Origin of the sequence: uncultured Porticoccus sp. (genome assembly GCF_913061305.1) — a bacterium.
Classification (GTDB): Bacteria; Pseudomonadota; Gammaproteobacteria; order Pseudomonadales; family Porticoccaceae; genus Porticoccus.
Window position 1 is genome coordinate 66,371 of the sequence record NZ_CAJXST010000007.1, and the last position, 25,795, is coordinate 92,165.

Sequence of the window (25,795 nt, forward strand, 5' to 3'; positions counted from 1 at the left end):
GAATCACCTGAATACTAGTGGGGGTTATCCCGGGGTTGAAGAATCAGCGGGGACAGCTCCGCAGCCTCTTGTTTGCAGCAGGAAAGCCAACATAGCCTCAATGCACCGATTTGGACTGGCACATCTCACCGACCACACCTTCCAGAGCACGGTCAAACAACCGGGTTTTTTCCAGCGGGCGAAGCTTCTCGGTTTGCAGATCCATCGCCACCCGGTTGCGGTGCTTTTCAGATACTTTGGCGCCCTGGCGGTTCACAAAAATAAATTTACCGGAAGGCAACACAACCCCCGCCAGCTTACAGCGCCGCTTGTCGGCGCCCTCATCGGTCATTTCGACCCAGGCACCTCTGGTGAGGCTATCGGCCCGACGCAGGTACTGCTCATCCACATGCTCAGCCGAATCGTCCTCCAACCCGGCAGGATTACCCGGAATATTGGTTCTGAGCGCATCCACCAGCACCGACTGCAGGGGGCTGGCAGACACACCGTGGCGCAAGCTCTCCTCGCTGCCAGTAACGGGTTCGCCACGAAAATACTGTTCCATCGCCCCCAGCAAACGGCCCATGTCATAGTCGTCGTAGGAGACATTTTCCAGACTGTCCTTGATGGTTGCCAGTACCGGTGCGACAACCCCGGCATCCGTCTGCCCCTGGGCGACCAGCTCAAGCAAACGATCCAGCAACCGAATGCTGCCATGCCATTCTTCAGAATCCTGACCGGACCGCACGTGGTTCAGGAACAACACCTTGCACCAGGCGTCTTCGGCAAAACTGACCACAAAACGCGGCAGGGTTTTGCCCTTTACACGCTCCATCAGCACCTTCACCACGGCCTGATGCGCATGGTTGACCTTTTCTGTGGCAGTCGCCTCCTCCATCAGCCGCTGCTCAAGTACGGCAACACGGCGCCGCTCTTTTTCTACCAGATCAATAAAGTTCAGCAGCAATTGTGTCAGCGCAGCATGGTCGCCGGGAGGCTGCCCGGCGAGCTCATCGGCCACACTGGAAATTGCTCGCGCAACCGGATCTTCATCAACATCGACCTTTTCCGTGTAACCGATGGACGCTTCGGCAATTTCGTTTAACAGCCGTCTGGCCGGGTGCTTTTCCCGATCAAGAAATGTGTTGTCCTTGAGGGCGAGCTGCAGAATAGGCAACTCCAGCTTGCGCAATTCCGTCGCCAACTGGGCACAGGCAATCGTCTGGTGATTGACCTTGACAAACAACCTGTCGAGCAAATCGACGAGTCCTCGCTCAGTACCACCGAGACTGGCTTCTCCCTGCCGCTCGAGATGGCCATCAATAAGTTGTAAAAGCCCTTCGCTGTCGTCAGCTTCAGCGCTGACCGCATTGGACCAGTCCTGCTGCAAATCGCCCACCATGGAGACGAGCTGGTCCCCCTCAATGCGCTGGCGCGTGTCAGCAGCCTCGGAACCCGACTTTCCCGACGCACCCCAGTGCAACAGATTTTTCAGCTGCGAAAGCAACTGACCATAGCGCTGGCCATCATCCTGCCTGCGATTCGTCGGTTGACCGGTACCGGCTTGATGGCGGCTGTCGGTAGCGCGGCTATCCGGGCCGGGCTGACCAGCGGTCTCTCCAGAAGCAGAAGCAGAAACCGGGGCAGGGGAAGAGGAGGAATGTGCGGTGCCGGCCACAGACGCCTGTTCCGGCGGGGGCGCCGGGGGTTTTTCCTGCTGTCGCTGTTCAACCCGAGCCTTGCGCAACTGCTCCAGATCGGGCAACACGCCCATATCGCGGAGACGCTTGTTGCCCTCCACCAGAAAATCCTTCAACGACACCATTACCTGACGGTCAAACAACTTGAACAGCACCAACTTAACCGGCAGTTTGAGTTCGAGGTGGGCCACGGCCTCATTAAAGGATTCACAGATCACATCCGGCCCGACCGGATTGTTTTTCATGGTCACCGTGGCCGGCACCATGGAGCTGAGACGGGTATTGAGGGCTTCGAGTTCAGGCTTGCAGAGCTCCGATACCCGAAACACCATGGTATCCAGTGCGATGATTTCTTCGAGCTGTTCGTTCTCCACCACTTCCAGCCCTTCGGGCTCCTGAGTGGGTAGTTCCGGATCCTGGTGCTGGCCCAGCTGCTGAAAGCTCTGGGTGAGCACACCAAAAAAATTGTGCTCGATATTTTTTCGTTCCATCCGGATCAGACGCATCGCATCAAAATACATGGTTTGCTGGCGGTTGTTGTCCGCGCGATCGGCGAGATCGAAAAAGGTGTCATCCACCTGATCAAACATATTGTTCAGACGGGAAGAGAGGAACGTATGGACACGCCCCTTGAGCGCCAGTAGTGGCCGAGGCAACCGAAACAAAGCTACTGATAGCTTATCTACATCTGTCACTTCTGCCCTCTACTCCAAAACAACCAGTTGCTGATCATAACTTACCTGCACATTCGAGTCTCAGGTTGTCCTGGAAGAATAGCTTAACAACAGGGAACAACAAGGGTGCCCGGCCACTGAAACTGGCCGGCTATGGCACCAATTGTTTATTTGCCGCAGAAGAGGGCATCAGAAAAAGTGTTGCAACAATAAGGCTAGTGAGCCTGGCGGCTGGTTCGAATATCCTTTATTACGCGCTCCAAAGTATTGTCAAACAAGTGTGAGTTATCCAACACAACCAGGTTTTTGTTTTGTATGCTGATGGCCGTGCGGTTGCGGTTCATCTCAGCAACCTTGGTGCCCTGGCGGTTCACGAAAATATAGATTCCCGGGGGAGATATCACTCCAGCCACCTTGCAGCGCTTGTTGGAAGAAGTTTCATCCAGAAAATCAACCCAGGCGCCGCGACAGAGAGAATTGAGTGCCTTCAGAGACGCTTCATCAGGACCTGCCGCCTCATCACCTTCAGTGGCAGCATCCTCCTCCAGTTTGCGCTGCCCCGGCATGTCCGTTTTAATTTTCCTGATAACCACTGTCTCATGTGGTTTATTGGCAACAACGATGGTCTGTACTTTCGGCCCGGCCACCTCTTCCGGTTGGCCGGTCAATTCTTCAGCGACGGGTTCTATCTGGCCAACACCTTCATCGGGTTTATCGTTTTCAGATTTATTGCGATAAAAGTATTCCTCGAGCCTGATGATCAGCCGACCCAGGTCATAGGATTCATAAGCGATATCTTCGAGGTGTTCCTGAATGGCAGCCAATAGCGACTTGACGTCGTCATCACTCACCTCACCGCCATCTGCATGTGCCAGCACCCGGTCCAGAATCCCAACCGCAGTTTCCCACTGCTCGGGCGACGATTCAGTCCGCAGACAGGCCATGAACATCACCCGGCACCAGGCCTTCTCGGCAAAATGTACCAACAGTCGAGGGAAAGACTTGCCCTGCATGCGCTCATTCAGGGTCTTGTCGACCAACTGGTGTGCCTGATTGACCTTTTCGGATGCCGCCGCTTTCTCTATAACGCGCTGCTCCATCATGAGAGCCTTGCGACGTTCCTTTTCTGTCAGCTGAATGAAGTCGAGCAGCAACTGTTTAAGGTCCTCCGTACCCATGGTTTCTTCAGCCGAAAGCTTCTGGGCGATTTCAGAGATAGCTCTACCCACAGGATCGGTATTGATATCCGCATCTTCGGGAAACCCTATGGCAACCTGTGTTATCTCATTGATCAACCTTCTTGCCGGGTGTTTCTCCTTATCAAAAAAGCTGGGGTCCTGAAGCACGATTCTCAGAAGGGGTAATTCCAGCTTCCGCAACTCACGGGAAAACCCGCCCGAAATATGGTTTTCACTGTGCATTCTCGAGAACAGCTGATCCAACAGGCTGACCACACTGTAATCCTGCCGCCCCAGACCCGGGCCGCCCTGTTGCTGGAGTCGGCCCTCAATCAGACCAAGCAGCCCCCCCTCGCTGTGGCTGCTCTCGCCCCACTCGCGCTGCAGGCCGGAAACCAGAGAGACCAGCTGATCCTGGCTGATGGATGCGTTAGGTGCCGAAGCATAAGCATAATTATCCGGTTGCCCCAGAAATTCCTGTAATTGAGAAATAAGCTGGCTGTGGCCGCCGGATCTCTCAGCGCCATGTTTTGCAAAGGCGGAGTTGCCTTCTTGATAATCCGGTTTCTTGGCCGCACCACTGCCCTGAGCAGATTGATTGGGGTTGATCGCTTTTTTTGCCTGCTGCTTTTCCAGGTCAGGCAATACACCGAATTTACGGAGCAACCGGTTACCGTCAACCAATAGAGTCCCAACAGCATCCATGACATGCCGGTCAATCAGTTTAAGCAACACCAGTTTTGAGCGAATATCAATTTCCAGCTCCAATAGTGTCTGCCGCAGTGATTCACAGATAATGTCCGGCCCAAGGGGGTTGTTAATTGCGGTGACTTCACTGGGCACTATGGAATTTATCCGCATCACCAGCAGCTTGAGATCGTATTTATGGCGCTTCGCCACCTTGGAAACCATGCTGTCCATGGCAATCATTTCTTCGAGATCTTCGTTTTCCACCAGCGTGAGACCCGCCGGGCTCTCCGCTGCGGATGCCCTGGTGCTGGCACCCCGATATCCCCGGTTGCCAAGCCGTTGAAAAGAATTGTCGATGGCCTGTGAAAATTTATGTTCAATTGATTTTCGTTGCAGACGAATCAACCGCATCGCATCGAAATACGTTGCCTGCTCACCGTTACTCGCCGCCCGATCTGCAAGATCGAAAAACGTATCATCCACATGGTCAAAAACTTCAGCCAGCCGCTGATCCAAAACGACTTTTGCGTGATCTCTCAACTGGCGAAGGGACTCAGGCATTTCAAAGCCCCTGGCCTTCATTTTTTCAGCCTCAACTAATTTCAAACGCTCGTTCATCATTGTGTGGCCTGCTCGGAGATAAATCGTATTAGACGAAGTGGTCAAATATTGACTCAGATTATAGGTCCCATACCCAGCACCCGGGATAAGTGAAACGCCAACCAGTTCCCATAACTGACCAGCCGATCAGGACTTTGTCCAAAACCGAGAAACAGGTCACACTTGCTGCCGCCAATGACTGCCGCAACTTATTCCACACCAGCCTATTCCCCCATAAACGACTGTTGTAATATGCCCGGATCGCAGCTGGATACCCTATGTCAAAGAATTTGCCTGAAAACCATATCGCCACCTCCGTCAAGCAGGCCCTCGCAGAAGATATCGGCGAAGGGGATATTACTGCCCTCCTGATTCCAGAAGAAAACACTGCCGAGGCCAGCGTCATTACCCGTGAACAGATGGTGGTATGCGGAACGGCCTGGGTGGATGAAGTGTTCGCCCAGCTTGACCCCGCGGTCAGGATCGAATGGCGGGTTCGCGACGGTGACGAGGTCAAACCGGGGGGAACTCTCCTGACCCTCTCCGGACCGGCCCGCAGCCTGCTGACCGGCGAGCGCACCGCGCTGAACTTTTTGCAGACCCTCTCCGGCACCGCCACCATTGCACGGCAGTTTGCGGCACTGGTAAAAGGGACGACCATTCAGATTCTCGATACCCGAAAAACCATCCCCGGCCTGCGTCTGGCGCAAAAATATGCGGTGACCGTGGGCGGTTGTCACAACCACCGTATCGGGCTGTACGACGCCTTTCTGATCAAGGAAAACCACATTGCCGCCTGTGGTGGCATCGTCGCTGCCGTCACCAAGGCACGGGAGATCGCCCCCGGCAAACCTGTCGAGGTGGAAGTAGAGAGTCTGGAGGAGTTTCAGCAGGCGCTGCAGGCCGGAGCCGACATTATCATGCTGGACAATTTCGATGAAAAACAGATCCGCGAAGCGATCGCCATGAACCAGGGGGCCGCCAGACTGGAAGTGTCCGGCAACCTGGAAATGGACAACCTCTCCTCAAAAGCTATCGAAGGAATCGATTACCTGTCATCCGGCAGCCTGACGAAGCACTGCCGGGCCATTGACCTGTCGATGCGGATACAGCTGAAAAGCCTGCCGGGCTAGACCCACTCCGCCATCAGCGCAGCATAGGACTCGTCGTCCGGAATCTGGCGCGGCGGATGCTTGCAGAAGAACGCCGAGGGAATGTCCACAGTCCCACTGATGCCGCGCTCCAGCGCCAGCTTCGCACAGCGAAGGGTGTCGATGGCCACCCCGGCGGAATTTGGCGAATCCTCCACCGACAGCCGCAGTTCAATATTCATCGGCACATCGCCGAACAATTTGCCCTCCATGCGGATAAAGCAGACCTTGTTGTCATTCTGCCAGGGCACATAGTCACTCGGCCCCACGTGAATATTCTCATCGGCCAGCCGCTGGGGAATAGCACTCTGCACCGCTTCGGTCTTGGACTCTTTCTTGGAGGCCAGGCGATCCCGATTCAGCATATTCAGAAAATCCGTGTTACCACCGGTATTCAGCTGGTAGGTCCGCTCCAGTTTCACGCCGCGATTTTTGAACAGGTTACCCAGCGTACGATGAAGAATCGTCGCCCCCAACTGCGCCTTGATATCATCGCCGATAATCGGCAGGTTCTTTGCCTTGAAGCGGGCGGCCCAGTCCGGATTGCTGGCAATGAATACCGGGATATTGTTAACAAAGGCACAACCGGCCTCCAGGGCGCACTCGGCATAAAACTCAGTAGCTTTCTGGGAACCCACCGGCAGATAGTTCATCACCACATCCACCGCTGCATCCTTTAACTGCGCCACCACATCGGCCAGGCTCGGCTGGGGGTCGGAGCAGAGCAGAAACGTGCGATCATCGCCGTAACCCGCCATATGCTCTGAATAACCGTCGAGCACATTGCCCATGGAAACTGTGACACCGCAGGGCGGCAGATCCGGACAAAATACCGCAGTACAGTTGGGCAGTGAAAAAATCGCCTCGTTGACATCCCGACCCACTTTTCGCTTATCGATATCAAAGGCAGCGACCACCTCGATATCTTCCGGCCGGTAACCGCCCAGTTCGTAATTCAGCAAACCGATTGAATCCTGCACCCCACGCAAACGGTAGTGGTGAATTCCCTGAATCAGCGAGCTGGCACAGTTGCCCACACCCACCACCGCTATTTTTATTTTCTGTCTTTCCACTTGGGCTCCTTAAACATCAAAAACAGCAAAACCTAGTCGTCGCTGACAAACCTGCCAGAGGTCACAAATACCACCCGCCGGTGCAGGGGATAATTAATGGCCAATGCCACCGCAGTCGCCACCAATATCCTCGCCAACAAATAATCCAGTGAAAAATACTCTACCAACGTCAATACGCCAACCACATTGGCGGCGGCGGCGATCAGACAAACCAGCATATAGCTATAGATCTGCCAGCCAATGTCCTCCCGGTGGGCATTGAAACTCCAGCGGCGGTTGAGAAAAAAGTTTACCAACCCGCCACTGATCGGCCCAGCCGCCACGGCAAACGCCAGCGGCAGACCCAACACCTGAAAACACAGCATCATCACCAGAAAATCGATAGCCGTGGCCACCACAGCCGATGTCTGCGCCCGAAAAAACATCCGTCAACCCGCCCGTGCCGACAGGAACAACGCCCTGAACCGCAGCGCCGCAGAGACATTACCCAGTACGGCCACGAGCCAGATCACCAGCAATAGCGGCAGGCCCTGCGGCCAGAATGCCGAGGCCGCCAATCCCAGCAACAGATACACGTAGCGCTCCGTGCGCTTCATGACACCCCGGGGGACGGCCAGCGTCATGGCCTCCGCCTTGGCGGTGGTGTAACTGATCATGAATGAGCCGTGAATGGCCAGCAGACAACCCAGCAGAGCCCAGGTCTGGTGGCGAAAAAACAGCGCACACCCGGCCAGCAACATAAAATCCACATAGCGATCAATGGTGGAATCGAGCACCACACCACCGCGATCCGCTGTCGCCTGCAACCGCGCCAGCATGCCGTCCAGCACATCGCTGACACCGGACAACAGGGCCAGGCAGAACCCGTAGCCAAAATGGCCGAGGGCAATCGACACTGCGGCAAGCAGGCCGAACAGCAAAGACACGAACGTGACCTGATTGGGCGTCACCGAACAGCGCTGCAACAGTCTCACCAGCGGCTCGACACACCAAACCGCAAAATTCATCAACGCCTTGCCGAGCAGCGCGCTGCCACCCTGACGATCCACGCGCTCGTAGCGTTTGAACCCCCCGCCGGCCAAACCCCGCAGAAAATAAATCAGACCGAGTGACAGCATCAGCACAAACACCGCCAGAACGACCCATGCCTCACGCTCTATCACGGCGAGCACCCGGTGACTTCATCGGCCCTGATCGGCAACCGTTTACGACGGATCCACCCGTATAAAACGCCAAACAACATCGTTATTTTTATCTCACCTTCAGCCAGCCACTACGGTCAACGCGAACACTGTCGCCCTGACCCCTCGACACCGGCCATTATAGGAAGGTCAAGAGCCGCTTCCCACCGTTTATTTCAAACCGATGACACCCGTTGCAATGAGAGATGATAATTTGATCCAGCGCAACGATCTGCCACATATTTCTCAAAGCGACTGTTTCATTTAATAATAAATCTCATTACCATTAAGGGTTATTGCTACCGGAGAGGGTGTTATGCAAATCAGTAGGCGTTTTCCACACTGTATTCTGGGCCTGCTTCTGGCCTGCTCCACTGCGGTTGCCTCAGCCGCTGAAGTCAACTTGTATTCCGCGCGGATCGAGGCGCTGATCAAGCCATTGCTGGACACCTTTACCGAGCAGACCGGTATCGAGGTCAATCTGGTCACCGGCGATGCCGACGGTCTGATTCAGCGCCTGAAGAGTGAAGGCCGCAACTCCCCCGCAGATATTCTGCTCACCACCGATGTAGGCCGCCTGTACCGGGCCAAAGAGGCCAACCTGACCCAATCGGTGGAATCGACCACACTGGAGAAAAACATCCCCGTGATGTATCGCGATGACAGCAACCACTGGTTTGGTCTATCCCTGCGTGCGCGGCCCATCCTTTACGTCAAGGACAAAGTGGACCCGGCCGAACTGAGCAACTACGAAGACCTCAGCGACCCTAAATGGAAAGGCAAAATCTGTATTCGCTCTTCCAACAATGTTTACAACCAGTCCATGGTGGCATCGCTGATCGCCGCCAATGGTCTGGAGGCCACCGAGGAATGGGCCAAGGGGTTAGTAGCCAATTTCGCCATGCCACCCAGAGGTGGCGACCGCGACCAGATCAAGGCGGCGGCGGCCGGCCAGTGCGACCTGGCCATCGCCAATACCTATTACCTGGCGGGCATGCTCACCAGCGATGACGAAGAGCAGCGGGCTGCCGCCGAAAAAATGGCCGTGTTCTGGCCCAACCAGGATGGTCGTGGCGCCCACGTCAATATCTCCGGTGCTGCCGTCACCGCCTCGGCACCCAACCGCGACAACGCCATTGCCCTGCTGGAATTTTTAAGCACCGATGCGGCGCAATCCTGGTATGCACGTGAAAATGGCGAATACCCCATCCGCGATGATATCGAGATCGGTCCGGTACTGAGCAGCTGGGGCACCTTCAAGGCGGACCCGGTGGAACTTTACAAGCTGGGAGCCGGCAACGGCGAGGCACTGCGCCTGATGGATCGGGCCGGCTGGCGCTAGCCCGCCAAGCCCCCTCCATGCCAGATTCTCCACGACAACAACAGACACTGATCAGTACCGGCGCAGTGCTCCTGGCACTGTTGCTGGCGCTGCCGGTGATTGTCGTGGTGAGCTACGTGTTTGTGCCCACTGGCGAAATCTGGAGCCATCTGGCCGCCACGGTGCTGCCGGATTACATTATCAACTCGTTGCTGCTGATGCTCGGCGTCGCCATCGGCACCCTGCTGATCGGGGTGAGTACCGGCTGGCTCACCAGCATGTGCCAGTTTCCCGGCCGGGGCCTGTTTGAATGGGCCCTGCTGCTGCCCATGGCCATGCCCGCCTACATCATCGCCTACACCTATACCGGCATGCTGGACTTCTCGGGACCGGTACAAACCACCCTGCGGGAACTGACCGGCTGGGGCTTCGGGGATTATTATTTCCCCGATCTCCGCTCGATCGAAGGGGCTGCCATCATGCTCACGCTGGTGCTCTACCCCTATGTTTACCTGCTCAGCCGCGCCGCTTTTCTCAATCAGTCCATCTGTGTGCTGGATGCCAGCCGTACCCTGGGCAACGGGCCATGGAGCACCTTCCTGTTTGTCGCCCTGCCATTGGCCCGACCGGCGATTATCGCGGGGCTGTCACTGGCATTGATGGAAACCCTTGCGGATTTTGGCACCGTGCAATATTTCGGGGTATCCACCTTTACCACCGGCATTTTCCGCACCTGGTTCGGCATGGGCAGTGCCGCCGCCGCGGCCCAACTGGCTGCCGGGCTGATGGGTTTCGTGATGATTCTGATTCTGGTGGAGCGCTACTCCCGACGCCGCGCCCGTTACCACCACACCAGCCGCCGCCATCAGGATATCCACCGCTATTCACTGCGGGGCATGCGAGCCGTTGCGGCAAGCGGTTTCTGCTTCGGTATCGTCGCATTGGGATTTCTGCTGCCCGCCACTCAATTGCTGAGCTGGACGGTCAGTGTTGCCGACCAGGTGCTCGATGCACGGTTCATGGGGCTGGTGACAAACAGTCTCGAGCTGGCCAGTTACGCCGCCGTGCTGGCTCTGCTGCTGGCTTTACTGCTGGCCTACAGCCAGCGACTGTTTCCGGGCAAGGTTCTGCAGGGTGCCGTCCGGCTGGCAGGCATGGGCTACGCGGTACCCGGCCCGGTGATTGCGGTGGGTGTGATGATTCCGTTTTCCTTTATCGACAACAGCATCGACAGCTGGGCGCGCAGCAATTTCGATATATCCACCGGGCTTATGCTCAGTGGCACCGTGGTGGCCGTGGTGTTTGCCTACCTGACCCGGTTTCTCGGTGTATCGCTGCAAACGGTGGACAGCGGCCTGAGCAAAATCACCCCATCCATGGACGAAGCCGGTCGCTCCTTCGGTTATGGCCCCCTGCAAATCCTCAGACAGGTGCATGTGCCCATGCTGAAAGGCTCCCTGCTCACCGCCCTGCTGCTGGTCTTTGTCGACGTCCTGAAAGAGCTCCCGGCCACCCTGATTTTGAGGCCATTCAATTTCAACACCCTCGCCGTGCGCGCCTACGAACTGGCATCGGATGAACGTCTCGCCGAGGCCGCGCCCGCTGCCCTGGCCATCGTCGCTGCTGGTATACTGCCGGTCATCTTGATCAGTTGGACCATTACCCGGACCCGCCGGGTGGCCGTCACCAGGGATACCCCATGACATGACATCACAACTCACCGTCACGGACCTGCAAATTGACTACGCGGGAACAAGTATCCTGCAACATATTTCTTTCTCGCTGGAAGCGGGTGAAATCGCCTGCCTTGTCGGGCCGTCTGGCTGCGGTAAAACCTCCCTGCTGAGAGCCATCGCCGGCTTCGAACCGATTTCCGCCGGACAGATCGAACTGCGTGGCCGGATCGTCTCCGGCCCCGACAAAACACTGCCGCCGGAACAGCGCCACATCGGTATGGTGTTTCAGGACTTTGCCCTGTTTCCCCACCTCACCGTAGCCAGGAACATCGCCTTCGGTCTGCGCAAAATGCCGCGCGGGCAGCGTCGGCAGCGGGTCGACGAACTGCTCAAGCTGGTGGAGATGCAGGATACCCGCAACCAGTACCCCCACCAGCTCTCCGGCGGCCAGCAACAGCGCATCGCACTGGCGCGCGCCATGGCGCCGCGCCCGGATATCCTGATGCTCGATGAACCCTTTTCCAGCATGGACTCGGAACTGCGCGAACAACTGGCCCGCGACGTGCGCCAACTGCTGCGCAAGGACGGCATCACCGCCATTCTGGTGACCCACGACCAGAACGAAGCCTTTGCCATGGCAGACCACATCGGCGTACTGGGGGAGGGGACACTGCACCAGTGGGGCACCGGGTTTGATCTCTACCACCGCCCCGCCGACCGGTTTGTCGCCGACTTCATCGGCCAGGGTGTACTGCTGCCGGGCATGATCATCAACGACAAGCAGGTGCGCACCGAGCTGGGAATCGTCACCGGCGATCTGGAACCCGGCGAAGCCGCCTCACCGGCCAAAATAGTCGACCTGCTGCTGCGTCCCGACGATGTCATTCACGTTGAAGACAGCCACCTGCAAGCCGAAATTGTCGCCCGCGCCTTTCGCGGCGCCGTGTACCTCTACACCCTGCGCCTGGAGAGCGGCCAGAAAGTGCTCTGCCTGGTACAGAGCCATCACCAGCACGAAATCGGTGAAATGCTCGGCATCCGTCTGGAAGCGGACCACCTGCCGGTCTTCAGGCGGCACACCTCCCCGGCAACCTGACACCCGGTCACTTATACCGGGTGTCGTTGAAAAGACTACAAAACTCCGCTCTGCTATCTATCCAGACGGCCTTCGCCGGATTACACTTCGCACAGATAACCCGCTCCGGCGCCGACTCGACCAACCCCTAAAAATAATAACTATTTTTAATAATCATTGATGCTAAGAAAAACCTGCAAGGATGTGGTGCTATTCCCCATCACCATTTATCGGGCCTGCCTGTGGCTGCCCGCGCGGCTGCGTGGCGACCGGTGGCACCCCCGTATCAACACGACTCTCGGCCTGCTGCTTTACGGCCTGTTTGGCCTGCCACTATCCATCCTGCTTCTGCTTGAAATACTGATCGTCATCAATACCCAACTGATGGCACAGCCGATGGATGACGACGAAGCCACACAGCAACCGCTCTCATCGACCGGCTACAGCCCCACTCACCACGGACCCGGCAGGGCACTGGCGGAGTGGCCCTCAGACCTACAGGTCACACTGCCCGGCTATGCGGACAACGCATCCCCACCGCCGGACCCGACACTGCCACGCGACCAGTATTATGACCAGCTACTGGCAATCTACAGCCCCACCATCCTTCACAAAATGGGGCACGAACCGCTGTGGGACATTCCCACCGACATCTTCTTCGACGGCGACACAGACCCGCGCAACAACGTGAGCAATGCCCTGAGCCTAGGCACAGTGCCACCAGTGGTCCACGGCGAAGTCATTGCCGAAACCCGCGACGCCTACTACCTCACTTACATGCTCTATCACGTCAAGGACTACGACCTGCCCGTGCGGGAAGCCATCTCCGACGCCACCTTTCACGACGGCGACAACGAAGGCATTCAATTGCGCATCGACAAGGCCAGCATGCAGGTCACCCTGGTAGAAACCTGGTTCCACAACCGCTTCTTCCTATGTAACCGCACCGGCGAATCCCAGGGCACCGAACCCATCCAGACCCGCACCCTGTTCGAGGGCGGCACCCACCTCGTCCTGTTCGTCCAGAGCATGGGGCACGGCGTGCGCTGCGCCAGCCCGGCGGATTTGGAAGAACTGGCCAACAACAGCAAAATCCTGCGACTGGCCAGCGACCCGGACAAGCTGATTGCACCCGCAATCAACGACCACACCGAATACAATATCGGCTACCGACTCTCCAGCCTGAAGCCCTGGTACCGCCTGGCTAAAACCCATGCTGACTCCGGCAATGACGCCACCACCCTGTTCGAAGACACCATCGTGCTGAGCACAGATTCCACCGGAAAGGAGATTCAGATCGGCAAATTCTTCGCCGCCAACGACTTCGAAAAACGCGCCTGGTCACGTCCCAAACCGCCCTGGGCATGGGACGATCGTTGGGACGACATCCCCGTCGCCCTGTGGCACTTCCACCCTGCACTGGCCTTCAACAGCCATACCGGCGAAACCTACTCGGAGCAGTATTACTACAACGCCCCGATGAGCCTGATCTTTACCGCCGATGAAAGAAACACCGTGCTGACCAGCCTGCTGAACGAACACTACCACCGTGCACCCCAGCGGCTGGCGAGAAAAACCAACCCGGCGGTCCGGCAGCCATCCTCACCGCCCACCGAAAAGCCGGGCATCGGAGTACAGGTCAAACGCTATATGAACTACGTGATTCATTCGTTGGGGTAATAGCCTGCCAAATAAACATTGCTCGTGGCCATCCTCCTGGCCAAGGCAGCACCCTCGCAGATATCCACTTGATAGAAATGATAGCGAGTCGATTCGACTACCGAAGCCAGTGACTCCAGGTTGCCCGCATAGGTCAACTTATCGAGGTTGGCGACCTCGCTAGCGGTATTGTCGATCCACGGCGGAGCCGATAAAGCCGGCACCGCCGGTTATTAGAATTTTTGAGGTCACTATCTTTACCAAAAATGATTTAAATCTTACCCAAGCGCTGCATCCACGGCGGCTACAACGGTTTTTACTCCGTCGTCAAGGCCAACCCAGAGCGGTAAACGCACCAACCTTTTCGCAACGCTATCGGTCTTCAGGGTCCCACAGGAACGCCCAAAGCGTAAACCACCAGGCGCCTCTTCATGTCACTTTCCTTACCAGAATTGTGAATTCATATAACCCGTAATCATGTAGCAATGCCACATTGCACGAGTAGCGGCGCTTGCAGAGGTCAAACAATGCGCAGGGATCCGCATAGAAGAGATCGTCGCGCATCTTCTCTGCATCCGAATAAGAAGTCAGGCAGTTGAAGGAAAAACCGATGCGACTGGTACGGTCGAGAATGTCCAACGCGGCTTCGACATATTCACACCATTCCGCACCTTATCAGCCCCCTGATAACGCTGCTGAGCGGACCGAATCATATTTTCAGAGACATCAATGCCAGAATAGCAAAATCCAGAAAAGCGGCCACCGAGAAAATCACGCAGCGCTCCATAGCCACAACCGAGATCATTGAGCGAAAATTGATTCTGACCATCGATGAGCTTGCACAGCTGCTCGAAGCGCAACGTTTGACTGTATTCTCCGTTCCAGTCAACCCCTTTTGGGGTTTCGCCATGGAGTGCTAATTTTTCCGAGTAGTAGTCAGCCACATCAGACAAGATTGCTTTCTCAATGCCGCCGCTCATTTTTGCCTCTCTTGCGGCACGGGCCAAGCCTCAAAAAAATTATCATGAGCCTAAACCATGCCACCATTAACACTTAGTGCTTTTAGCATCACGCGTAGATAAATAGTCAAGGATAGAACATGGCTCGACATAATCGAATCCAAAAATATTTTTTTCCTCAAGCGAGAGCCCGACACCCTCAAAGCTCCTTGGGATATTTATCTGCTGTTTGAAAAAAGGAATAGTGTAAACATGATTAACTGCGCGCCTTGCCAGGTGCGAATTATTATACCCACCTGCATGGAATAGCATACAATCGAGCAAGATAAAGGATCCTGCTTTTGCTTCAATCTGTACTGCATTTCTGCTGACATAGCTTTCAGAAGGAAAGGCTTCTGATTTGTGCGACGCAGGAAGAACGAAAGTAGCTCCATTATCAAAGGTGAAGTCATCAACACAAAACAGGGCATTAATGGCAAGCGGCCTTGATGAGATGAAGTGCTGATAGGGCAGGTCACGATGCCATGCGCCCTGATTATATATTTCCTGCGGCGGATTGATCACACCATTCTGTTGATTAAGGATAAACTTTCCCGAAATCAAACATCCAAGAACAGACAATAATCTGGTATTTAGAACAAGATCGATAAACGGCCTGCCTCCATGCGCGAACGGAGAGCGAATCGTGTAAATTTCGTTGATGGCCCTTAGTCGAGATTCACCATAGGTTTCAATATAACGCTTTAATGTACGATCAAACTCATCCGAAACGTCTTGGATCTGTGACAATGAACAACCCGAATCCAGAACGGCATAGCCAAGACTACGAACTTGTTCAACCACCTCATCAAGAGTGTTATCCACCTTGCTTTGCTCAAGAACACCGTAAAAATCCCGAGGCACATCATTAGGCATCATCCTCTCCCCTTTCCTTTGTGCCTTTTTTATACAGGTGGCGAACAATTGTATAGGGGCGCTGCTTTACTTCAGAAAACAGCTTTGAAATATATATCCCCTGAATACCAATAAAAAAAATAATCAGCCCTGAAAAAAGCCATATTGATGCAATAATCGAAGTATACCCATCCGGTGGAGAGGAGCCCGACATATACCCTACTGAAAGATAAACGATATAAGCAAGAGCGGAAATAGAAATACATAGCCCCGAGTAAAACGTAAAAACCAGTGGTAGGCTGCTGAACGATGTTACTGCATTTACAAGATGACTAAACTTTCTGGAGAATGTATAGGTCGTACGGCTACTAGAACGTTTAAGTACGTTTCGCTGGCATTGTTTGAATCCCGTCAGCAGCCAAAGACCACCAATATTTATTTCGCGTTCCCGATGCAAAAGAAGCGCTTCCACGTATCGTCGGGTCATCAATCTTGCTGTCAAAATATTGTCTGGCTGCGCTATTCCGGTAAGAAGGCGGAATATGCGATAAAAAAGGTTGCCGGTAACTTGCTCGAAAAGCCCGCCTTTTCTTACGGACTGAACACCAAAAACAACATCACTTGCTTCGTCATTCATTTGCATTTCAAACTGAAGCAACCACTCAGGATCCTCTTCTAGGTCACTGTCGATCAGAAATACCCGCTCGCCCACCGCGTGGGCAAGCCCGGTCATCATGGCCTTGTGATGACCGAAGTTACGCGATAGGTCCACGACGACAACATGACCATCGTACTCTGAAATTTGCACAGCCAAGTCCAAACTGCTGTCTGGCGATCCGTCGTTTACCAGCACGATCTCATAATTGTCACCGACGAGCTGTCTGGCAGCGGCACCCGCACGCTGATGAAACTCGGCAATGTAGGGAGCAGATTGGTAGAGGGTTGCAACGATAGACAACTTCATGAGCGCACATACCTCATGTTGCGGTGTGCATTTTTACCGCAGTTGAAAAGCAAATCGAGAATGCTGACCTCGTGGGTGAAGTCGCCCCAAAGCTGAGGATATTCTGGGTATCCGGCGTAGTCAAACCACGTCAGCTGGATACCACGCTTGGCGAACACGGCTCTGTCGATGTAGTCCTTGGTAGCGGGGCCGGAGATGTATTCGCTCCCACCACCCGCCGCACACAGATCAGCTAACCGCTCTGACTTACCTTCAGACAATGGATAATCCCATGAATTACTGATGGTCGTCTTGATACCCAGGTAAGTGCAAATTGCTTCAATAAAGCATCGATTCAGTTGTGAAAGTTGCTCTGGCGGCTCAGCCAAATAAAGCGGCTCAAGCCAGGCCGAAATCTCGTTGAAATATGGTGCACGGCGATAGTTCTGCGAAAGTGCTTTCCAATGATCCTTTGCCCACTGGGTACCTTCGACCTCCGTTTCGCGAATGGCCTGGTAATATTTGCCCTTTACCTTGACAGGAATAGTCAGCCAGTTAGCACCTTGTGTCGTCTTGATCTGATTTCGATTACGCCAATCACGCCGAGTATATTGCATGTCATCAAAGAGAATAAACTCGTCGACTGCAGCAATCATGTCGAAGTAGCCTTTCCAGGGAATATAGTTGGATTGAACAATAGCTACTTTCTTCACAATGGTTTGCTGCCCACCAAATACGTGAATTATCTTAGAGCATCAATTGGCATAAGAGGCGCTTCCTTTAACAGCGAGTACCGCTCGGCATGTCCGGGAATCTATCATTGGTGGGCTGAAGCTGGTCACTATCAAGATCTCCCTAGCTCCTGCCTCCACGCAAGCATCCTCCAGCTGACCTTTCCCCTGAATTAGCACCATTGGCTTGATGACATTTGGACTCATTATAACAAGGAACTACTATAGCCAGCGTGCCAACTTTATTACTAATTTGATCCATTATTTCTTATTCCTAATACTGTTCCACAGTATTTACTGATGCAGCTTCGAAATATCCACAATTGAACCTGTAAAACCGTCGATATTATATTCATCCAAAAGTTTAACCTCATAGGTATCAGGCGCCTTTAGTGCTTGATATAGCAAAGCAGACATATACTGCCCCCCATGGGACACGTTGCTCAACACCAAGGCAAAACTGTCGGGATATTCACTCAAGTCTGCCTGATTGTTATGGTATGTCACAATATATTTGAAATTCTCTTTACGGTGATCGATGTACCCCATTATTGGACTTGATGTATAAAAGGTATCAAAGAGATTCAGATAGACATTCCGGTCATCTATATTTTCTGCCGATTTCAGTAGAGAGCTTTGCATTTCATTGAAGGACCTGTATTCCATACTGCGCTCTGCAATAGAAAATGCCGTAATATCTTTCCCATAATTCGGATAATATTCCCCTGATTTATTGCTCCAGAAAAAACCTATCATCACCAACATAAGAACATTGACAAAAATTTTTACAGCATGACTATAGCTTTTATTTTCTCGCTTTAACTTACCACTTGCACACGATATCAGCGTGACAAGTGTTATAACCATTACAGGCCAAATCCAGATGTAGTACCTTATAAGCGGGTAAAACTCCACACCAGTCAATGGGACTACAACAATAAAACCCACAAACGCACTTATCATCAATATACCGCCGAGCAGTACCCTTTTTTCGGCCTCGATATCTCCCGCACCGTGATTGCTCAGCAAAAATTTCCTTCTGAACATATCCTTGTTCTTCACCAAATACCACCATCCACCCATAGCAAGGAAAAGCAATATCAAATAGAAGTCGGGTGTCTGCGAGAGCCGACCATGAAACTGATGGATTAAATAGCCAACAAAATCAGTATTGTTAGTTAGTGCCTTATCGGCAGCCTGCATCCAACGCAACCATTCAATACCAACACCAAATATCGCCATTATAGCCACATAAAGCATACGCCTGGCTCGCCCACCCTTTTCGAGCATAAATAGCAAAGAAAGGCACGTTATTATCGGCAAACCTAGCGACTTGACCAAGCAAGCGGCAATTGCAGCAATCGCCGCCCAAAAATAATTCTGCTTAACCCAATTTGAGAAGGCGAGCATTACACATAGGCTTCCCCCGATCTCCATATACATATATCTTGATTGAATTAGAAAAGGAGGAAAAAGCAAGATAGCTGCTGTCACCAACAGCGAAGTATAAATGCCGAAAATTGACCTGCTCAGATTAAAAACGACAGCCAACACCGCCCCGGTTAAAAGAAACTGGATGAAGTGAAGCAATAGGTAGACAAGCTCATTATCACCATCGAACAGCCACATCACTGCCGCCGTCACAACTGTGATAGGTGTATATACGTGGACGTTCGGGCCCGCTTGCCGAAATCCGGGCTCTTCTACCAAGGCGTAAAAATCAAATCCTGTTTCATAGAGGTAAATTGCGGGAGCAAAGACACCAGCCGCAGTATCCCATACAGGCTTTTCGTAACGAGCATCCCAATTGAGGATACAAACAAGAATGAAAAAAACCAAAAATACCAAACACGCAGAAAAGTACTTTTTTCCTTTTAAAATATCCATTACCTTTCCACAACTCTAGGCACTCATAACTTAAGCGTTTTCATCAAACCAGCCCCGCAACCAATTAAGAGTGCATCTAAAATCCGAACTATAGATTTAACCTAAAAACCCAAGTTTTCGAATAACTATTGCACAAACTTATCGAATTTTCTGGTCACAAATACCGGCCGTATCAAACCCGACGTCATTCTTATAATGCTCGCACAGGTCACGAAGCATACCGGCAGTGTCGGCATCCCCTTCATACTGGTCCAGCGACCACCATTTTTTTTCGGGGATGTTAATCAGCACCAAGTATTCGCCCATGCTGGGAATCAGGGTCAACTGCCAGTCACCTTTGACCACGGCGCGGTGTTTGCTCCTGATAATCATGTCCCGGAAGTCATCCCTGACCACCAGCTTGCCGGCAGCATCGGTGGCATAAATTCCCACGGTCTGGGTCAGCAACCTTTTTTTGTTGATCTCGTCCTTGGTCAGTTCCGTGACAATTACCCCGGTTTCCATAAACAGAGGCCTGTTTGATAACTCCCGGTCGGTGACAGAAAGCAGTGATAGACCATCGAACGCTTTATCTGCAAAGCGGTTATCCAGCAGTTCTGAGATCGTCGGGGCAATATCCATCAGTGAGCCGTTACCGGTGCGGAGCGCCGGGCCAAAATCATCGTTGCCGTAACTTTTTGCTGCCAGTAGCACACGGCTCTGGCCCAAGTTAAGCAGATTGGTGGCGTGGCCGCGGGTGGTGGTATACACCTCAAAAATGGCATCGTCCCGGGCTGCCGTTAATTCATCGGCCGGCAGATCAAAGCCGTCACCGTGGTCCGACATAAAGAACACGTAGGCATTATCCAGCGCACCGGTCGCCTCCAAGTCCGCCATAAACTGACCGAACTGCCTATCTACCTGCTTCAGCATCATGCGGTAGCGGTAAAACGACTGCTCGGCGGGGTCATCGCTATAGGCCTCACCCTCCAATGGCTCCCACTCCCGTGATAACCAGGGCCAGTGGGGCAACACAAAATGAGCAGCCAGAAACACCGGTTTATCCGGCTCGCTGACCACGGCATCCAGAATCGCCTGGCTGTATCGCTCGGGGTCGTAGTTCATGTCGCGCCCCCGGTTCAGATACATATTCGGAAACAGCCACTTGCCCGCCACGGTATTGCAAAGCAGGTTGACCAGCGGGTGATCAAAACCGCCGAGCATGAAGTTGAGTGCACCGTACTCGGGGCCGACTACCTCATCAAAACCGAAAGTTTCGTCAATGTTATTGAAGCGCCTCTCGTCCATCGCATAAATTGAACGATAGCCACTATTCTGCATCCAGCGTCCCAGTGCGCGGTTTTTGTCTATATATTTATGGTTAGTCAGATTGTAGCGGCCATTGTGGTTGACCGGCTCGGCACCAGTGAGAATGCTCATCCACGCCGGAAAGGTTCGGGCATAGGGCGTGTAGGCATTTTCAAATACGGTGCTCTGTTGCAGAAATTTGTCTACATTGGGCGTCAGGCCGGTGGTATTGCCAAAATAGCCGGTCTGGTCCGGACGCAGGGAATCGATACCGATAATAAAGATATTGGGTGGTCCAGCACCATTGGCCCCAGCACTATTAACCACAGCACTATTAACCACAGCGCCATTAAATTGCGCATTGCCGGCTGTGATGCTCAACCCGTACATCACGCCAAACGCGCCCACTGCCAACACACAGGCCGAGCCCCAGACACGGGCGTTGCGCCGAATCAGAAAACCCAGGCTTACAACAAACGCCACGGCAAAAATCGTCAGCAGGCCGACGAATACCGCGTCACTCATTAACCAGGGGCTTTGATGGAGAAAACCGCTGCCCTGCATCTGCGGATAGCGCCGGTTACTCCACACCAGCAACAACAGCGCCGACAACAGAAACAGCAATACCGGCAACAACTGGCGGTTTTTCGGGCTGATCGCAGGCAGGCCCAGCCAGCCCGCAGAAGCCAGCCACAGTAAAAATAGCCAGGCCAGATGAATCGCCACCATGGCCAGCACAAAGTAGCCCAGATCCCACCAGAAGCCGGGGCTGACCAGCAGAGCATGGTAGAAGGCTTTCATGTCAACCTGGTCCGGCGCCACAATCAGCACCTGGTAAAAGTTGGCCACTAACACCACCAACAGAAAACCCAAAATCAGCCCGGTGTAGAGGGAGATCGACTTGCGGGGTGGGATAGCTTCTAATCTGGGTCTGGCGGCCAGGCTGCGGTCCGTATCGGGGGTGTCCGTCATAATCAATTACATCTGCTGGTAATAAGCTTCATTCATGAAAAAACCCTGCCAGGTCATCCAGGCAGGGTTTTGTTTACCACGATCGTGAACTGATCCAGTAGCAATCACACTCACAAGGCCCAAAGGCCCAGGTGCGGACTTAGCCTTTACAGGAACCTGGCAGGAATTTATTCATAGTAGTATTTTCAGGCTCACACTTAAACTTGAATATCTGCGTGCCTGCGTCAGAGGTCGTCATTGTGGTGGTACTATCGGAATAAGGTACCAGCTTGATGACCTCGCTATCAACGTCAGTATCACCAAAGCCCTGAGTAGTGACCTCGATCACGCCACTACCGGTCGTATGAATACTTTTGACGTATTTGGTAATGCCGTTGCCACCGGTACCGCTGCCTTCACCACAACCCCAACCGTCGGACCCGATGGTCGACAGGGAGGTTGAATCGGCTGTCTGGTAGACCTCAGATATCGTGGTGCGGCACTGGCTGGTGGCCAGGATCACTTCAGACATTTTCGCCTTGACCACGTAGCTCTGGTAGGCAGGCAGTGCCACGGCGGCCAGAATACCGATAATCGCGACCACGATCATCAGTTCGATAAGGGTAAAACCCTGTTGTACTTTCTTCATTGTATTTCTCCCTTGAAATAACGGTATGCCAAATGGCGTTGTTGCAGTGTATATGGAGAGCATTTACCGTGCCAACCAAAAAATTATTGGACAGTAAGGGCAACCGCCTTCCGCAAACTGACAATTTTTGTCAGTTTACACCAAGACCCGACAGCTATAGCGCGTTCAGCCGGGCATCCTGACGCCCCCGGTCAGCCCGTAAGCCCGGCGTCAATCAGCCGCTATTCACTACCAACCGGTTGCGCCGCCCACCCCTATCGGTGTCACCGCCCACAACTAATCATTTGCGCCGTGGTCAACGGGGTTGACGCCCGATTGCCAGACTATGGCTCCCACCGCCACCTTGTATTACCATCACGGCTGGTTCTACTACTTCATACTTCTTTATTAGCCGCTGAGTATCTGTCCGCCTATGAAACAAACCGATACATTGAAGGGCTTGGCCAAACGTCTGGTAACAGATCAGTTGCTGGAAGAAAATGTTGCCGTGCAGGCACTGGCAGAATGTGAAAGCGACAAGTCCAACCTGGTTCATTACCTGACCCACAATAATCTGCTGGCCCCCAGCCTGATCGCCGCGGTTGCGGCCAATGAGTTTGGCACACCACTCTACGATCTCTCGGCCCACAACATCGATGCCAGCCCGAAGGAGCTGGTCGAGAAGAAGTTGATTCGCAAACACCAGGTATTGCCCCTGTTCAAACGGGCCAACCGCCTGTTTCTGGCAGTGAGCGACCCCACCAACCACCAGGCGGTGAGCGAGGTGCGTTTTCAGACCGGCCTGTCCGTTGAGCTGGTACTGGTGGAGCACGACAAACTGGAGCGGGCACTGGATGCCTACCTGCATGAGCAGGATGAACACGAAATGGGCGATGCGCTCGGCACCATGGATGATGTGCACCTCGACGACCTGGATATCGAGGCCGTCGACGAAGATAAGAAAGGCAGCGGCACCGGCATTGACACCGCCGATGTGGACGATGCCCCGATTGTGCGGTTTATCAATAAACTGCTACTGGACGCCATCAAGCAGGGGTGTTCGGATATTCACTTTGAACCCTACGAAAAAGTCTACCGGGTGCGGTTCAGAACTGACGGTATTCTTCGCGAGGTCACCAAGCCCCCGGCCAATCTGGCCCCGCGGATGGCGGCTCGTCTGAAGGTGATGTCGCAGATGGATATTTCCGAGCGCCGCGTACCCCAGGATGGCCGGATTAAACTGCGGATTTCAAAGAACCGGGCCATCGACTTTCGGGTGAACACCCTGCCCACCCAGTTCGGTGAGAAAATCGTACTGCGGATTCTCGACCCCGCCAGTGCCCAGGTGGGTATTGAAAACCTCGGCTATGAAGAAGACCAGAAGCAGATGTATCTGGACGTGCTGAACCAGCCACAGGGCATGATTCTGGTAACCGGCCCCACTGGTAGTGGTAAAACCGTCTCGCTCTACACCGGCCTGAATATTCTCAATACCACGGAACGCAATATCTCCACGGCCGAGGACCCGGTGGAAATCAACATGCCCGGCATCAACCAGGTGCAGATCAATTACAAGGTAAAACTCACCTTCCCCGAAGCACTGCGGGCTTTCCTGCGACAGGATCCGGATGTGATCATGGTGGGTGAGATCCGCGACCTGGATACCGCTGAAATCGCCATCAAGGCAGCCCAGACCGGTCACCTGGTATTGTCCACCCTGCACACCAATAGTGCGCCGGAAACCCTCAACCGTCTGCTCAATATGGGCGTGCCCGCGTTTAACGTGGCCACCTCGGTGAACCTGATTATTGCCCAGCGGTTGGGCAGACGACTCTGCGTGCACTGCAAAAAACCCGCTGACGATATACCCCAGAAGATTCTGATCGATGAGGGTTTTGACACCATAGGCCGCCCCCTGGAGGAGCTGACCCTGTTTCACCCGGTGGGCTGCCCAAAATGCACCAACGGCTACAAAGGACGGGTGGGGATTTACGAGGTGTTGAAAGTGACACCCAAAATAGCCCGGCTCATCATGGAAGGCGGCAATTCGATTGAAATTGAACAGGCGGCCATTGAAGAAGGCTTCAGAACTTTGCGCCAGTCGGCACTTCGTCGTGCGGCCGAGGGTATAATCAGCCTGGAAGAGGCTAATCGGGTAACAAAGGACTAATCCATGGCAACAACGGCGCAGGTCTATACCTACAAGGGCAAGGATAAAAGAGGCAAGCCCATTCAGGGCGAGTTGAAGGCGAGCAGCGCGGCGATGGTAAAAGCCCAGCTCCGCAAGCAGGGCATTGCCGCCAACCGGGTAAAGAAAAAGGCCAAGCCCTTGTTCGCTGGCCAAAAGCCCGTCAAACCCCAGGATATCGCGATATTCACTCGTCAGCTGGCCACCATGATGCGCGCCGGTGTGCCACTGGTACAGAGCTTTGATCTGGTCGGCGAAGGTGCCGATAAAGAGAGTCTGCGCGACATCATTTATACCATTCGCGATGACGTCTCCTCAGGTATCAGCCTGGAGGGGGCTCTGCGCAAACATCCCAAACACTTTGATGACCTGTTTTGCAGCCTGGTTGGAGCCGGCGAACAGGCTGGTGCGCTGGAAACCATGCTGGACCGGATTGCCACCTACAAGGAAAAAACTGAATCCCTGAAAGCCAAAATCAAAAAAGCACTCACCTACCCGATTGCCGTTGTTCTGGTGGCGGTGATTGTGACCGGGATACTGCTGGTCAAAGTGGTGCCGGTATTTGCCCAAACGTTCAGCAATTTCGGGGCCGACCTGCCCGCGTTTACCCTGTTCGTACTGGGTCTGTCGAATACGGCCCAGGAGTGGTGGTTTATCTGGCTAATCAGCCTGGTCGCTTTCTTTGTGATCTTCCGCGAGGCCAAGCGGCGCTCAACCAGGTTTGATGCGTTCATTGATAAATACATGCTGAAAGTGCCGGTGGTGGGCAATATTCTCTACCAGGCCATTATCGCCCGGTTCGCCCGCACACTCTCCACCACCTTTGCCGCCGGGGTACCGCTGGTGGATGCCCTCACGTCGGTGGCGGGGGCGGCGGGCAATGCTGTTTACCGGGAAGCCATATACAAGGTTCGGGACGATGTAACCACCGGGATTCAGCTTCATCAGGCCCTCAAGACAACCAACAAATTCCCTGTGATGCTGCTGCAAATGACCTCAATCGGTGAGGAGTCCGGCGCACTGGATGACATGCTGGAGAAATCTGCGGTGTTCTACGAGGAGGCGGTGGACAATGCCGTGGATAACCTGACCACGCTGTTGGAACCGATGATCATGTCGGTTCTGGGGGTTCTGGTGGGCGGTCTGCTGATTGCCATGTACCTGCCGATCTTCAAACTTGGCGCGGTAATCTAGGGCCTGTTAACACTAATTGGATTGCCACTGTTGTGGCTAAAAAAGCGCCAATCAAGGCGCGAGGAGCGTAGTTTGGTGATTCTAAATAAGAGACGAGCAACGAAGAGTGGCGTTTTTTTAGCCGCAACCCTTTGGGTTGGGGACATTTTTGCCTCCAGTGTTGTTGAAATTTGCTC

At 53.8% G+C, this 25,795-nt stretch carries 20 protein-coding genes; 7 read left to right on the forward strand and 13 right to left on the reverse strand.

Going from position 1 to position 25,795, the window contains the following annotated elements; genetic code table 11:
* Positions 1-97 precede the first annotated feature (97 nt).
* Complete coding sequence (locus QZ516_RS09860; RefSeq protein WP_297188961.1) at positions 98-2,374, reverse strand: DUF1631 family protein; 2,277 nt, start codon at positions 2,372-2,374, stop codon at positions 98-100.
* Positions 2,375-2,568: 194 nt separating this feature from the next.
* Positions 2,569-4,827 (reverse strand): DUF1631 family protein, encoded by a 2,259-nt coding sequence (locus tag QZ516_RS09865; RefSeq protein WP_297188964.1) that lies wholly within the window; start codon positions 4,825-4,827, stop codon positions 2,569-2,571.
* Positions 4,828-5,099: 272 nt separating this feature from the next.
* Between QZ516_RS09865 and nadC the strand changes: the two genes are divergently transcribed.
* Positions 5,100-5,954, forward strand: coding sequence for a carboxylating nicotinate-nucleotide diphosphorylase (gene nadC / locus QZ516_RS09870; protein WP_297188967.1), 855 nt, complete (start codon positions 5,100-5,102; stop codon positions 5,952-5,954).
* Here the strand turns inward: nadC and QZ516_RS09875 are convergent.
* The 3 genes from QZ516_RS09875 to QZ516_RS09885 are packed head-to-tail and all read right to left on the reverse strand — an operon-like array spanning position 5,951 to position 8,208.
* Positions 5,951-7,045 (reverse strand): inositol-3-phosphate synthase, encoded by a 1,095-nt coding sequence (locus QZ516_RS09875; protein WP_297188970.1) that lies wholly within the window; start codon positions 7,043-7,045, stop codon positions 5,951-5,953. The genes nadC and QZ516_RS09875 overlap by 4 nt on opposite strands.
* A 32-nt stretch (positions 7,046-7,077) precedes the next feature.
* Entirely contained in the window at positions 7,078-7,470 is a 393-nt protein-coding gene (locus QZ516_RS09880) for a GtrA family protein (protein ID WP_297188973.1), read from the reverse strand.
* 3 nt (positions 7,471-7,473) lie between these two features.
* The gene (locus QZ516_RS09885; RefSeq protein ID WP_297188976.1) at positions 7,474-8,208 is read right to left on the reverse strand and encodes a CDP-alcohol phosphatidyltransferase family protein; all 735 of its coding nucleotides are present in this window, start codon (positions 8,206-8,208) and stop codon (positions 7,474-7,476) included.
* A 334-nt stretch (positions 8,209-8,542) separates the two neighbouring features.
* Here QZ516_RS09885 and QZ516_RS09890 point away from each other — a divergent pair, with 334 nt between their 5' ends.
* The 4 genes from QZ516_RS09890 to QZ516_RS09905 all read left to right on the forward strand — a co-directional run bounded on the left by QZ516_RS09890 (position 8,543) and on the right by QZ516_RS09905 (position 13,978).
* Positions 8,543-9,568 (forward strand): Fe(3+) ABC transporter substrate-binding protein, encoded by a 1,026-nt coding sequence (locus tag QZ516_RS09890; RefSeq protein ID WP_297188979.1) that lies wholly within the window; start codon positions 8,543-8,545, stop codon positions 9,566-9,568.
* 17 nt (positions 9,569-9,585) lie between these two features.
* Positions 9,586-11,250, forward strand: a complete 1,665-nt coding sequence (locus tag QZ516_RS09895) for an iron ABC transporter permease (protein ID WP_297188982.1) — start codon at positions 9,586-9,588, stop codon at positions 11,248-11,250.
* Position 11,251: 1 nt separating this feature from the next.
* Positions 11,252-12,319: an ABC transporter ATP-binding protein gene (locus tag QZ516_RS09900; RefSeq protein WP_297188985.1), complete on the forward strand. Its 1,068-nt coding sequence runs from the start codon at positions 11,252-11,254 to the stop codon at positions 12,317-12,319.
* 159 nt (positions 12,320-12,478) lie between these two features.
* Positions 12,479-13,978, forward strand: coding sequence for a hypothetical protein (locus tag QZ516_RS09905; RefSeq protein WP_297188987.1), 1,500 nt, complete (start codon positions 12,479-12,481; stop codon positions 13,976-13,978).
* On the opposite strand, the gene QZ516_RS09910 is transcribed toward QZ516_RS09905, so the two are convergent.
* The 8 genes from QZ516_RS09910 to QZ516_RS09945 all read right to left on the reverse strand — a co-directional run bounded on the left by QZ516_RS09910 (position 13,963) and on the right by QZ516_RS09945 (position 22,258).
* Complete coding sequence (locus tag QZ516_RS09910) at positions 13,963-14,181, reverse strand: hypothetical protein (protein ID WP_365333492.1); 219 nt, start codon at positions 14,179-14,181, stop codon at positions 13,963-13,965. The genes QZ516_RS09905 and QZ516_RS09910 overlap by 16 nt on opposite strands.
* Positions 14,182-14,544: 363 nt before the next feature.
* Positions 14,545-14,937, reverse strand: coding sequence for a class I SAM-dependent methyltransferase (locus QZ516_RS09915; RefSeq protein WP_297188990.1), 393 nt, complete (start codon positions 14,935-14,937; stop codon positions 14,545-14,547).
* A gap of 66 nt (positions 14,938-15,003) precedes the next feature.
* Positions 15,004-15,834, reverse strand: a complete 831-nt coding sequence (locus QZ516_RS09920) for a phytanoyl-CoA dioxygenase family protein (RefSeq protein ID WP_297188993.1) — start codon at positions 15,832-15,834, stop codon at positions 15,004-15,006.
* Positions 15,824-16,774 carry a glycosyltransferase family 2 protein gene (locus QZ516_RS09925; RefSeq protein ID WP_297188996.1) on the reverse strand — a complete coding sequence of 317 codons (951 nt, stop codon included), beginning with the start codon at positions 16,772-16,774 and terminating at the stop codon, positions 15,824-15,826. Before QZ516_RS09925 ends, QZ516_RS09920 begins: the two co-directional genes overlap by 11 nt.
* The gene (locus QZ516_RS09930; RefSeq protein WP_297188999.1) at positions 16,771-17,466 is read right to left on the reverse strand and encodes a WbqC family protein; all 696 of its coding nucleotides are present in this window, start codon (positions 17,464-17,466) and stop codon (positions 16,771-16,773) included. The genes QZ516_RS09925 and QZ516_RS09930 overlap by 4 nt, the downstream gene beginning before the upstream one ends.
* Before the next feature lie 312 nt (positions 17,467-17,778).
* Positions 17,779-19,371 carry a hypothetical protein gene (locus QZ516_RS09935; protein ID WP_297189002.1) on the reverse strand — a complete coding sequence of 531 codons (1,593 nt, stop codon included), beginning with the start codon at positions 19,369-19,371 and terminating at the stop codon, positions 17,779-17,781.
* Positions 19,372-19,509: 138 nt separating this feature from the next.
* The gene (locus tag QZ516_RS09940; protein WP_297189005.1) at positions 19,510-21,630 is read right to left on the reverse strand and encodes a sulfatase-like hydrolase/transferase; all 2,121 of its coding nucleotides are present in this window, start codon (positions 21,628-21,630) and stop codon (positions 19,510-19,512) included.
* A 139-nt stretch (positions 21,631-21,769) separates the two neighbouring features.
* Positions 21,770-22,258, reverse strand: coding sequence for a pilin (locus QZ516_RS09945; protein ID WP_297189008.1), 489 nt, complete (start codon positions 22,256-22,258; stop codon positions 21,770-21,772).
* Positions 22,259-22,670: 412 nt separating this feature from the next.
* Between QZ516_RS09945 and pilB the strand changes: the two genes are divergently transcribed.
* Together pilB and QZ516_RS09955 are read left to right on the forward strand one after the other, a co-directional pair.
* Positions 22,671-24,407 (forward strand): type IV-A pilus assembly ATPase PilB, encoded by a 1,737-nt coding sequence (gene pilB / locus QZ516_RS09950; protein ID WP_297189011.1) that lies wholly within the window; start codon positions 22,671-22,673, stop codon positions 24,405-24,407.
* Between the two features lie 3 nt (positions 24,408-24,410).
* Positions 24,411-25,619: a type II secretion system F family protein gene (locus QZ516_RS09955; protein WP_297189014.1), complete on the forward strand. Its 1,209-nt coding sequence runs from the start codon at positions 24,411-24,413 to the stop codon at positions 25,617-25,619.
* Positions 25,620-25,795 lie beyond the last annotated feature (176 nt).

Bases quoted from the DNA above. Each gene is read 5' to 3' on its own strand.
- QZ516_RS09905 (WP_297188987.1), top strand. From the start codon at position 12,479: ATGCTAAGAAAAACCTGCAAGGATGTGGTGCTATTCCCCATCACCATT.
- QZ516_RS09955 (WP_297189014.1), top strand. From the start codon at position 24,411: ATGGCAACAACGGCGCAGGTCTATACCTACAAGGGCAAGGATAAAAGA.
- QZ516_RS09900 (WP_297188985.1), top strand. From the start codon at position 11,252: ATGACATCACAACTCACCGTCACGGACCTGCAAATTGACTACGCGGGA.
- pilB (WP_297189011.1), top strand. From the start codon at position 22,671: ATGAAACAAACCGATACATTGAAGGGCTTGGCCAAACGTCTGGTAACA.
- QZ516_RS09935 (WP_297189002.1), bottom strand. From the start codon at position 19,371: ATGGATATTTTAAAAGGAAAAAAGTACTTTTCTGCGTGTTTGGTATTT.
- QZ516_RS09925 (WP_297188996.1), bottom strand. From the start codon at position 16,774: ATGAAGTTGTCTATCGTTGCAACCCTCTACCAATCTGCTCCCTACATT.
- QZ516_RS09920 (WP_297188993.1), bottom strand. From the start codon at position 15,834: ATGATGCCTAATGATGTGCCTCGGGATTTTTACGGTGTTCTTGAGCAA.
- nadC (WP_297188967.1), top strand. From the start codon at position 5,100: ATGTCAAAGAATTTGCCTGAAAACCATATCGCCACCTCCGTCAAGCAG.
- QZ516_RS09895 (WP_297188982.1), top strand. From the start codon at position 9,586: ATGCCAGATTCTCCACGACAACAACAGACACTGATCAGTACCGGCGCA.
- QZ516_RS09880 (WP_297188973.1), bottom strand. From the start codon at position 7,470: ATGTTTTTTCGGGCGCAGACATCGGCTGTGGTGGCCACGGCTATCGAT.
- QZ516_RS09940 (WP_297189005.1), bottom strand. From the start codon at position 21,630: ATGACGGACACCCCCGATACGGACCGCAGCCTGGCCGCCAGACCCAGA.
- QZ516_RS09890 (WP_297188979.1), top strand. From the start codon at position 8,543: ATGCAAATCAGTAGGCGTTTTCCACACTGTATTCTGGGCCTGCTTCTG.
- QZ516_RS09945 (WP_297189008.1), bottom strand. From the start codon at position 22,258: ATGAAGAAAGTACAACAGGGTTTTACCCTTATCGAACTGATGATCGTG.
- QZ516_RS09915 (WP_297188990.1), bottom strand. From the start codon at position 14,937: ATGAGCGGCGGCATTGAGAAAGCAATCTTGTCTGATGTGGCTGACTAC.